Raw genomic sequence first — 10240 nt, forward strand, 5'->3', positions numbered from 1 at the left:
TTCCGGCAGCGAGTCCTTATGTAGTTGCGCGGAATGCCCCATAAGCTTGCCGTATCTTCGGTGCAGCCCCACGTAGTCGGTGGGGCTTAGTCGAAAAAAGAGGACGGCCCATTCTCATTTTTTTCCATCTTTCGATAGAGAGGGGAGGAACTATTATCCTTGCACTTGTTGCAGGGTACGCCGTATTTTTCGGTGAAGTAAGCAGGATCGACATCAAAGGCATTAATAAGCATGGTTTCGTATGCCACCTGTTGCTCCGGAGTATAATCCGTGGAATAGTCCCAGTCGAAGCGCAGCCCCACAAGCGGGAAACCGTGCCGTACCATACGCGGCAGCAGTTGGTTATTGATAATGTCGCGCAGCATGTCGCAGTCGCTCTCGATGAGGTTTTGAAACACCTTGAGATGCGTTTCGCTTTGCGAAAGCGAAGAGCCGTTTTCAATGGTCATGGTCTGTCCGATGACGAGCTTCGAGAGTTCGGAGTTGGCGCGGTTTATACGTTTATCATAGACGTTGTACGAGTCGTTCTTACCCGTCTCTATGAACTGTATCTCGGTATCCATCCCCATGACTGCCGTGAGCTTCGTTCCGCTGTTCTGCAGCATGCGGTCGAGCTTGTCGATATCCTTCTGGTCACGCGACGAGGTGCGTGCGATACGCATGGGCATGCCGAATATCTCGCCGAAAGTATCCCAAAAAGCCAGCATGTTTTTTTTCGGAATAGTCTGAAGGGCAGCCTTAAGAAACATACCGAGACTGTCGGGCTGTCCTGCTTCAATAAGCCACGGAGAAAAAGGCTCCTCGTGGTAGTTGATCCCCGACTGCCAATTTTCGTACGTACCGGTCACCACGCGATGGTATTCCGGAATTACGTGTTTTCGGGGGATGAGCGTCACCCCATCATAATACGGCATTCCCTCGTCGTCCGTGAGAACATTACCGAGTTCCACGAGCGAATGCCCCCAGTAAAGTGAGTCGAGAATATAGGAGATGAGCTGCTTGAACCACTCCTTGTCGAAGTAGCGCATCGCCTCTTTTACTTCCTTTCCCTTTCCATCGGTAAGTTTGAAAGTCCGTGCCTTGACAAATCCCTTTCGCTGCTCGATACAGCCCGAGAGGTGAAGGTCTATTTCCACATCGCGGTATATGTCGTACAGGGGCCGTCGGTCGGGAAAGTCGATGTTGATGGCCAGCTGCCACGCATTACGCCAATCGGCGATGTCCTTACGTGTAAGGGCATCGGTCTCTCGGTTCAGCTGTATGACCACTTTCTTCAGCCGCCGTACATCTTTCTCCTTAGCGAGGTTGAAGTCGCCGTATGCCGTATGCAACATATTTTCCGGCGTGCCTAAGAACATATTTTTTATATTATCTATCAAATTACCCATAGTTTTACCAGTTATGCCTTAACGGCCGTTGCGAATTATATACGATCGTACTTCCCGCTTCGCTGCCATCTTCCGCCCTTGTAGCAGGCAGGTCGGGAATAACCCTGCCCGCCTGCACCCCCTCGAGCCATTTGATGGCACGCTCATATCGTTCCTTACGTATATCCGTGCCCATCTTTTGGGGCATAGCGGCAGACATGTGATAAAGCGCCATGTCGCAGGCATACATGACGACAAGTCTGTTGCGGTGGGAACCTTCCGCTGCAAAGATAGCAGCCGTGTCATATTTGGAACGGAGGTATCCTGCGATCTCTTCCTGTGCTTCGCACTCTGCTCCCCGCCTGTTGTCTTCGGACACCTGCGATATCACTTTAAGGGCAGTCTCGCCGATAACTACGCGATAGTCTTCTTCCGTGATAAACATATATTACCTCCTTATTTTGTGATGAATAACGCCCTATTCTCTATATCTGTCACCTTAATTCCCTTACGGAACCGGTGACGGGCAATGAGCAGACGGATATCTTTCTTGGCAACGACCTTGAGCTTTCCGTTCAAATGGATGACGTAATATTTCCTGCCAGTTTGTTCGTAAAAGGCAACGGCTTTCTTCACTGCTCGCCTATAGTGCCACGCGAAAATAATTCTTTTGATCAGTTTCTTCATTTTACCAAATATTTTTGGAGGTCGGCCGTGCGCCGAACCTCGGCTTGTAAATTTGTTGTCTCGTATTTTTCTGGAGAATATAGATGGCTCCTTCGTCTGCATCGGGTGCATCATCATTGCCGGCCATGCCCTTCTCGAAAGCGAGTGTCTGTTCGATACCTGCCTGCATGTCCGGATCTTCTTTCTGCGAGATGTCATAATAGACAAAACCACGCTCCCAGAGCGGACTGATGGCCTCGACGCGCTGGAACTTGTCCGGCTTCTTGCGCGTGTCACCCGTAATGGGCAGCTGGAAGTCCCGAAGATTACCCTCAACGGTAAAGTCGTCAAGGATAATGTCCTGCATGAAACTCGCCTCCATGGCAAAGCGTATGGCAATGCCAACTTCCATGCTCCACTCGTACAGGTCGTAGCACCATCGGACGAGTTCCGCGACGGAAGCCTTGCGCACGAAAGCGCGCAGGTGCCACAGGTTGGTCTTGTGCTTGCCCCAGAGCTTTGCCGCCTTCGTATCGTTGGACTTCTTGCTTTTCCATGAGGGATCGATGTACAGCACGAATTCGTCGAACTCCCTCCATGCCGGTCGTTTTGCCCAACGTATCCATTTCTGCCGGAAGATCGTACCTTCGACGATAGGGTTGTGCATCATCTCCTTGTTCCATGCCCGGTAGCCTACAAAGTCGGCATATTCGCGGGCTTCTTGCTTTGTCCACTTCTCTCGCCATACGGGATTGCCCTCATTATCCACGGCATATATGGTTGAGACATGCACGCCCTTTGTCTTGCAGATATTGGCCAGCACCGAGGTCTTCGAGATCAGGTTGCCGACCATGATGAAGCGGCCGCGGCCGACATCGAGCGCGCCGAAGAGGGCTTCCTTCACCCAGTCTGTGAGTTCACGCACGCGGCGTTCGTTGCGACAGAGTTCGTCATCATCAAGGTCGTCAATAACAATATAGTCCGGGCGTGCCTCACGCTTGCGGAGACCGCGTGGCGACTGCCCACGACCGCAAGCGAGGAAATGCACCCCGTCCTTGGTGGTGAACTCCCCTTCCGTCCAGTCGCCCATCGACATCTGTTTCCCAAAATCGGCGATGATGCGCTTGTTGTACTGGAGTTCCGCCTGAATGTCTCCGAGGAGTCGGTTTGCACTGTCCTCGGACTTGCCGACAACGACCATGAAATCAATGAGTCGCTTGGGCTGGAACATGAGCCACAATGGTGTAAAAATGTCCATGTGCGTTGATTTGGCATGCCCTCGTGGCCATTTGAACACCGCTTTTAAATTAGGCGTATTCTTCACCTTTAGTGCTGCGGCGTTGTGGAACGGTGCATTGTGCACGATACGGATAACTTCTCCCGTGACCTTGTCGCGCAGCTGCAGGAAGTGCGGAAAATAGTACTCGCAGAAAGCGGCATAATCTTTCTGCAAGTAGCGTATGCGCTGTTCTTTCTGTACGGAGCTCTCGCGGACAAGACTTTTCGTGTCCGTAATGCTCTGTATCTGCCGGCAGTGTTCCTGCCACTCCTGCTGTATCTTCTTGAGCTCCGATATTGTTGCCATCTACTATTATTATAATGTGGACGGGTTTTGCATGCGCTCCATGAGGAACTTGTTCTGGTACTTGTTGATGGCTTTGATAAGCTCAGGGGTGATTTCCGGATCATAGGAAGCCTGATCCTGTATCCAGCGATTGAAAGCCATAAAGACCTCAATAGCGTCGATGACGTTTGCCTTCTTGTCGAGCTTCTCTATCGTTGCCGAGAGCTTTGAGAGCTTGTCGGCCAGCGAGCCGATGAGTGTCGGGTCCTCCGACTTATTAACGCTCTCTATCAGGCCGTCGATGGTAAGCAGGAGTTTGTTCACCAGTTCAGGGCGTGAGATGTTCTTTGCGGCGCGCGCCTCCTTCCATCCCTCGGAGGTGCACCATTTGGAGACGGTGACGCGAGAAACACCTGTCTTGTCGGCGATTTCCGTCTGCTCCATACCGGAGAGGTACAAAACTCTCGCCAGCGATTTTTTCTTTTCTATTTCTGTCTTATTCATAAAAAATAATATATGATAAAATTCGTAAAACCGTATGCAAAGATGGCGTATTTGAGCGAGAATGCGAAATAAGTGTGCAATGCTTGCGTAGAAGTGTGCAACCATTGCACACTTATTTGGCATTCAGAGAATTAGCTTGTAATATTGCATCAAAAATCATAACGCAATGAACAAAAGAGTACGTATTACAAACGACAGTTTGAACAGCTACGGTTTTCGGGTACTGACCTCCGGCATGAATATAGAGCAGTATAACCGTAACCCAGTATTGCTATACATGCACGAGCGCGGCAATGTGATCGGTTTTTTGAAAGACCTGAAAATAGAGGACGGCGAACTGACCGGCGAGCCGGTGTTCGACGAAGCCTCAGAGATAAGCCGGCGCAGCAAGAAGCAATTCGAGTTCGGTTCGCTGCGTATGGTCAGCGTCGGTATCGATATTTTGGCAACGAGCGAAGAAAAGAAATACCTTGTAGAAGGACAGACACGCCCGACTATTACGAAGAGCAAACTGACAGAAGTATCCTTGGTGGATATCGGCGCCAATGACGACGCTATTGTCTTGCGGCGCGACGGAAAAGTGATAAACCTCGGCAAGGATGGCGAATGCTGTCTGCCGTTATTAAATAAACCAAAAAAACAAAAAGAAATGGAACAGAAAGTAGTGGCCTTGCAGTTGGGCCTGCCGGAGACGGCAACGGAGGAACAGATCAATGCCAAACTGACGGAGCTTAAGGCAGCGAAAGAAGAAAATGAAAAACTGCAGAAAGAAAATGACACTTTACAGGCCGCGCGTATTACGGCAGCCGTAGAGAAAGCCGTATCTGAAAAACGTATCGGTGAGGAAAAGAAAGAGCAGTTCGTCGAACTCGGCAAGAAGATCGGCGTAGAAGAACTCGAAAGGATTTTTAGTGCTATGTCCCCGCAGGTGAAGCTCAGTGCGATACTCGGCCATCAGGGCGGCGCTCCTACAGGAAACCAAAAGGCGACCTACACGAAATTGAGCGAGGTGCCCGGTGAGAAATGGGAGGAGCTAAAAGAAAAGCAGCCCGAAGAGTACAAGCGCCTTTATAAGGCCGAATACGGTATGGAGTGTGAAATCTGAACACATTATACATTATCAAGTTAATTCAAGTCAAAAATAATAAGAGATGAAAAGAAATGTTGTAAAACTGCTTAGCGCAGTATTATTCAATTGCGCCATCGGTATGCTGATCGGCAACGCTCTCGGCGTGAGCGGTTTGGCGGTTGCAGTGACGCTGAACGTTATGGCGGCAGGCGCGGGCTTGCTGCCCGTTGAAAACGGTATTTTGCGTGCAGGAGTATTGAAAGAAATATGGACGGGAGAGCTTGTAAAAGCCCTGCGCGGCGGTCTTGAAGGTTCATTTCTTGACGGTATTCCCGATGCCTCGTCGTTGGTTGACAACGATGTCATACATCTGGTAGAGGTAGGCGTCGATCCGGATGTGCTGATCAATAACACGACCTATCCGATACCCCTGCAGGCGCTCGACGATAAGGATATTGCCATCAAGCTCGACAAGTTCCAAACGAAAGTAACGCCCATCACGGACGATGAACTGCATGCAGTAAGCTATGACAAGATGTCGCGCGTAAAAGAGAGCCATTCTGACTCCATCTCAGACGGGAAGTTCACCAAAGCCGCCCATGCCTTGTGCGCCAAGGAACATTCGGCAAAGACGCCCGTGCTCGTAACATCGGGTGAACGTGACGCGGAGACAGGACGATTGCGCCTCGTTCCGGCCGATATAGTCAGAATGAAAAAGGAACTCGACAAATTAAAAGTTCCTGCTAAAGATCGTCGTCTGGTCCTTTGTATGGACCATGTAAACGATCTGCTGATGGTAGATCAGAAATTCAAGGAGCAGTATAATCTCAATCAGGCGGAGGGTAAGATAGCTCGCCTGTACGGCTTCGACATCTACGAATATATCAACACTCCCGTGTATACGGAAGCCGGCAAGAAGAAAGATGTCGGCAGCGCTGCCGGGGCAAAGGAATTCAATTGTTCGTTTGCTTTCTATACTAAGCGTGTGTTCAAGGCGACCGGATCTACAAAGATGTATTACAGCGAAGCCACGAATGATCCGGAATATCAGCGTAATAAAATCAATTTCCGCCACTACTTCATTTGTATGTTCAAAAAAACTGACGCAGGTGTCGTTATGAGAAGCGGGTATAAGGATGCGTAAATGGCTACGATGCAATACCTCGTCATCCATTGCACGGCAACTCCGGAAGGTAGGGAAGTCAGCGCCGAAGATATACGGTGCTGGCACACCTCCCCCGTCGGTAAGGGCGGCCGCGGATGGAAACAGGTGGGATACACGGACATGATCCATTTGGACGGCCGCGTGGAACGGCTCGTGAAGAACAACGAGGATGCCGCTGTCGATCCGTGGGAGGTGACCAACGGCGCCAAGGGGTACAACTCCGTGAGCCGGCATATCGTCTATGTGGGCGGCACGGCTTCCGACGGCAAAACGCCCGAGGACACGCGGACGGAAGCGCAGCGGGAAGCCCTGAAACGTTATGTTACGGATTTCCACCGGCGTTTCCCGCAAATCCGCATCGTGGGACACCATGCCATGAACTCTTGTAAGGCCTGTCCGTGCTTCGATGTCGCAAAATGGCTGCACGAAATAGGAATAAGGACGTAAAAATAGGTAAAAACAAAATGACGATGGATAGTATATTACAGATCTTGCAATGGGCCATCCCTTCGGGCGGCATCGGTGCGGCGATAGCGTGGGTAGCTAACCGTCGGTTGCGTGCCGTCGAGGAAAAGAAGAAAGTGGAAGATACCTACAAACAGATGTATGACATGGTGAGTGAGGAGCTGATCAGCCTGCAGCGACAAAACAAAGAGAACTATGAGAAGATTGAAGAATTCAGGAACGAGAATGACAAGACGCGCCGTGCCCTCAACCGTCTGTCGCGGGCTATCGAAGCTATCCAGCTGTGTCCTCATCGGGCTGCTTGTCCTGTCAGCGGCGAGCTGTCGCTCGACGAAGAGGCTGACCGCGGAAAGCATGGTGCAGACAAACGTATCCACGGCAAGGGACAGCACCGCGCAGACGATAAGAATGGTGCGGAGGGAGAGCATCCCTGCGGACACGGTGCGGCTGACGGTCAGTCCGGACAGACTGCGGCAGCTGCCGAACAGCGCAGCATTCCGCAGCAGGAAAGGGCGGGCGGCTGTAGAACTTAAAAAGGACAGGTCCGGCAATATCGTGGTATATGCCACCTGCGACAGTCTGCAACAACTCTGCGAGTACTATATGGAAACCTCTGCCCGCTGGCAGCGGAAATACGCACAGACGGAGCGCTCCGCCCATATGCAAAAAGAGAAAATCTCCGAGATGGGCGCCCTTTTTGGGAAAGTATTCTTTCTGGGCATTCTGATAGGGATAATAACAACAATCGTATTCACAAATATTAAAAAGCGAAAACTATGGCAGTAAATGTAAACAAGAATTTTTTGTACGGTCTGTCGAAACTCTCATTCGGCACCAAAGAAGTGGGTTGGATCGAAAAAGACTCCTTTGATTTCAACGGCAAGCAGCCCGAGAGCGTGGACATCAATGCAGAGCAGGTGCCGGATGCACCCGTGATGACGTTGCCCCAGAGCAACGGAACGATCGCTCCGAAATTCAACATGATACAGTTGAATTATGCCAACCTCGTGCTGCTGCTGGGCGGTAAGTTGCTTAAAAAGCAGGCTGCCGATCCGGACGACAAAGCCATCGGTTGGGAGGCACCCAAAGATTTGATACAGCTCAATGGGCCGTGGACGATCGAAACACCGGCCGGCAAGAAGATTGAAATTGCCAACGGCACGTTGATCTCGAACCTCGGCGGAAAGCTCTCACTCAAAGAGGTGGCGAAGATCGAATGTCAGTTGAACGTGCTCAAGCCAGAAAACGGCAATGCACCGTATTCCATCAAGGACATGGAATAAAAAAGACAGGGTGGGAGGAAGTCTCCCCTCTACCCTCCTTTGTAGGAAGGGGAGCTATTGAAAATTGGCAATAAAAACGATGATATGAATGAAACTGTTTATGACATGCCTCCCGTTGAGGAGAGAAGCGAAGGGGCGGCCTGTTCGACAATCCGCTGCTGCTCTGCGCCGGCAACAAAGACGGGAGCAACGCCATGACCATCGGCTGGATAAGTCTGGGCATCCATTGGTTCAACCCCTCGCTCACCGTTTACGTGGCCGACAAGCGCCACACGCGCCCCTTTATGGACAACAACGACTACTTCACGGTGATGAGTTTCAAGAACGACGACGTGCTCGAATACATGGGGCGACACAGCGGACGCGACGGCGATAAGGCCAAAGCGCTGGGGCTGCACGTGAAATACACCGACAAGGGCACGCCTTATTATGCCGAAGCCGACATGGTTATCGAATGCCGTGTGATGTATGGCGCGCAGTTTAAGGCCGAAAACATCAAAGACCCGCTGGTGAAAGACTTCTACAGCATCTTCCGCGACGGCATTCACCACGAGTATATCGGGCGAATAACAAAGGCGTGGAGAAATAAACATTGAACGCGGATTCGTATTATAGCCAAACAGAAACGGGTTTGGAGAAAAGCACGCCACCTGCTACCGCGTAGCGGTTGTTCTTTTTATGCCAAGCATGTAGCAAGTCTTTCCAAAACCACTTTCTCTTTACTATTAACAATCTCAGAAAATAATCATTAAACCACCCCGACAATGGAAAAAAGAACATTAGGAGCCGACTGGAAAAGCCACTCAACTTTGACCCTTTTGGGCAAACAGGATTTGCCAACTTTGGCCTCAATACGGTTGCCCCTTTTGGCTCAAATAATATTGACCACTTAATACTAGTATTGTCAGCGTTTTTTGTGTAGATTTGCATACCCGAGTCCTGGTGTAGCGGGTAACAATAAAATCTATACAAATGAACAAAAGAATCAAAAGCATTTTAAGGTGTTATGCGGCCGGGATGGGAATCAAGGAAACGGCAGCCACGTTTCACGCTTCCCGTAGCACAATCCGCAAGTATGTCCACTTGTTTCTTTCAAGCGGCAAGAGTATTGACCGGCTTCTGTCCCTCTCCGAGGAGCAGTTGCACGGGCTGTTTGGCTGTGGGGATTCCCGTCGTCGGGAGCCGTCCCCAAGAAGGGCTGAGCTGGAGGCCCTGCTTCCCGGATATGTTTCCCGCCTGACACGCAAGGGGATGAGCGTAAGGAAGCTGTTCAAGGAGTATCCTGACGGTTTGCAGCTGTCTTCCTTCAAGCGGGCCGTCCGTGAGTATAAGTTTCACGTCAAGGTCGTCGGCCATGTCGGGCACTATGCCGCAGACCAGATGTACGTTGACTTTGCCGGTGACAGGCTTGAAGTAGTTGATGAGATGACCGGCCAGACAAAAAAGGCCGAAGTCTTTGTTGCCATCCTTCTGTTCAGTCATTACACCTACTGTGAGGCCGTATGGTCGCAACGCAAGGAAGACCTGATCAAGGGATGCGAGGATGCCATGCTGTATTTTGAAGGGGCTCCGGCGGCAATAGTCCCCGACAATCTGAAAGCGGCCGTCACACGAAGCGACCGCAACGAGCCCGTCATCAATGACGATTTCACTGCCTTTGCCGAACATTACGGCTGTGCGGTCTATCCTGCCCGTGTACGCCACCCCAAGGACAAGGCCTTGGTTGAAAACGCGTGACGATTCTCTACGATGCCGACACAGTGGAAATCTACTGTGGCATGAACCTTGTCGCTGCCCATGACCGCAGTGATGTTGCCTACGCTTATTCATACGCCAGTTCGGGATAAGTATTTCTAAAATCAGCAGTGTTTTAATGTTTGATGGCACAAGGTGGAACGTCCCGGCAAATGAGGGAAGCCTTGCTCAAGCTGAGCAAGCTTCAAAGCTTAACAGGTCTTAAATGCTCAAGCTGAGCAAATGCCAAAGCAAATGACGGGAGCCTTTCGGAAGCCCGGGCAAACGCCACGGCTTGTTTGCCAAGGCGGAACGTGAAGAAGCGCGCCCTACGGCTCACGCTCCGCCATTTCCCGATAGACGCAAATCAGCCTTTAGAGAAAAACTTATCCCGAACTGGCTTATTCATGGAAAAAGGAGCAC

At 50.8% G+C, this 10240-nt stretch carries 11 protein-coding genes and 1 pseudogene; 7 read left to right on the top strand and 5 right to left on the bottom strand.

Going from position 1 to position 10240, the window contains the following annotated elements; all coding sequences use genetic code 11:
* Positions 1-86 precede the first annotated feature (86 nt).
* The 5 genes from BN3912_RS10250 to BN3912_RS10270 are packed head-to-tail and all read right to left on the bottom strand — an operon-like array spanning position 87 to position 4101.
* Entirely contained in the window at positions 87-1388 is a 1302-nt protein-coding gene (locus BN3912_RS10250) for a phage portal protein family protein (RefSeq protein ID WP_023983338.1), read from the bottom strand.
* 4 nt (positions 1389-1392) lie between these two features.
* Positions 1393-1812, bottom strand: a complete 420-nt coding sequence (locus BN3912_RS10255) for a phage protein Gp36 family protein (protein WP_023983337.1) — start codon at positions 1810-1812, stop codon at positions 1393-1395.
* 11 nt (positions 1813-1823) lie between these two features.
* On the bottom strand, positions 1824-2054 hold the full coding sequence (locus tag BN3912_RS10260; protein WP_023983336.1) for a hypothetical protein: 231 nt from the start codon (positions 2052-2054) through the stop codon (positions 1824-1826).
* Position 2055: 1 nt separating this feature from the next.
* Positions 2056-3618, bottom strand: coding sequence for a hypothetical protein (locus tag BN3912_RS10265; protein WP_023983335.1), 1563 nt, complete (start codon positions 3616-3618; stop codon positions 2056-2058).
* 9 nt (positions 3619-3627) lie between these two features.
* Positions 3628-4101, bottom strand: a complete 474-nt coding sequence (locus BN3912_RS10270) for a terminase gpP N-terminus-related DNA-binding protein (RefSeq protein WP_036858963.1) — start codon at positions 4099-4101, stop codon at positions 3628-3630.
* A gap of 166 nt (positions 4102-4267) precedes the next feature.
* On the opposite strand from BN3912_RS10270, the gene BN3912_RS10275 reads away from it, so the two are divergent.
* The 7 genes and pseudogenes from BN3912_RS10275 to BN3912_RS10315 form a co-directional block, all read left to right on the top strand.
* Positions 4268-5206: an HK97 family phage prohead protease gene (locus tag BN3912_RS10275; protein ID WP_023983333.1), complete on the top strand. Its 939-nt coding sequence runs from the start codon at positions 4268-4270 to the stop codon at positions 5204-5206.
* Positions 5207-5252: 46 nt separating this feature from the next.
* A complete protein-coding gene (locus BN3912_RS10280) occupies positions 5253-6314 on the top strand; it encodes a hypothetical protein (RefSeq protein WP_023983332.1) in 1062 nt (353 codons plus the stop codon).
* On the top strand, positions 6315-6782 hold the full coding sequence (locus BN3912_RS10285) for an N-acetylmuramoyl-L-alanine amidase (RefSeq protein WP_036858962.1): 468 nt from the start codon (positions 6315-6317) through the stop codon (positions 6780-6782).
* Positions 6783-6805: 23 nt separating this feature from the next.
* A complete protein-coding gene (locus BN3912_RS10290; RefSeq protein WP_023983330.1) occupies positions 6806-7333 on the top strand; it encodes a hypothetical protein in 528 nt (175 codons plus the stop codon).
* Positions 7334-7576: 243 nt separating this feature from the next.
* Positions 7577-8083: a hypothetical protein gene (locus tag BN3912_RS10300; protein WP_023983329.1), complete on the top strand. Its 507-nt coding sequence runs from the start codon at positions 7577-7579 to the stop codon at positions 8081-8083.
* Between the two features lie 158 nt (positions 8084-8241).
* On the top strand, positions 8242-8679 hold the full coding sequence (locus BN3912_RS10305) for a flavin reductase family protein (RefSeq protein WP_262502681.1): 438 nt from the start codon (positions 8242-8244) through the stop codon (positions 8677-8679).
* A 376-nt stretch (positions 8680-9055) separates the two neighbouring features.
* Positions 9056-9915: pseudogene (locus BN3912_RS10315) on the top strand (DDE-type integrase/transposase/recombinase); the annotation flags it as partial.
* Positions 9916-10240 lie beyond the last annotated feature (325 nt).

It is taken from the genome of Prevotella phocaeensis, assembly GCF_900065875.1.
Lineage (GTDB): Bacteria > Bacteroidota > Bacteroidia > Bacteroidales > Bacteroidaceae > Prevotella > Prevotella phocaeensis.

Excerpts from the sequence above, each read along its gene's own strand:
- BN3912_RS10290 (WP_023983330.1), top strand. The coding sequence starts at position 6,806 with ATGGATAGTATATTACAGATCTTGCAATGGGCCATCCCTTCGGGCGGC.
- BN3912_RS10280 (WP_023983332.1), top strand. The coding sequence starts at position 5,253 with ATGAAAAGAAATGTTGTAAAACTGCTTAGCGCAGTATTATTCAATTGC.
- BN3912_RS10270 (WP_036858963.1), bottom strand. The coding sequence starts at position 4,101 with ATGAATAAGACAGAAATAGAAAAGAAAAAATCGCTGGCGAGAGTTTTG.
- BN3912_RS10250 (WP_023983338.1), bottom strand. The coding sequence starts at position 1,388 with ATGGGTAATTTGATAGATAATATAAAAAATATGTTCTTAGGCACGCCG.
- BN3912_RS10265 (WP_023983335.1), bottom strand. The coding sequence starts at position 3,618 with ATGGCAACAATATCGGAGCTCAAGAAGATACAGCAGGAGTGGCAGGAA.
- BN3912_RS10300 (WP_023983329.1), top strand. The coding sequence starts at position 7,577 with ATGGCAGTAAATGTAAACAAGAATTTTTTGTACGGTCTGTCGAAACTC.
- BN3912_RS10255 (WP_023983337.1), bottom strand. The coding sequence starts at position 1,812 with ATGTTTATCACGGAAGAAGACTATCGCGTAGTTATCGGCGAGACTGCC.
- BN3912_RS10285 (WP_036858962.1), top strand. The coding sequence starts at position 6,315 with ATGGCTACGATGCAATACCTCGTCATCCATTGCACGGCAACTCCGGAA.
- BN3912_RS10275 (WP_023983333.1), top strand. The coding sequence starts at position 4,268 with ATGAACAAAAGAGTACGTATTACAAACGACAGTTTGAACAGCTACGGT.
- BN3912_RS10260 (WP_023983336.1), bottom strand. The coding sequence starts at position 2,054 with ATGAAGAAACTGATCAAAAGAATTATTTTCGCGTGGCACTATAGGCGA.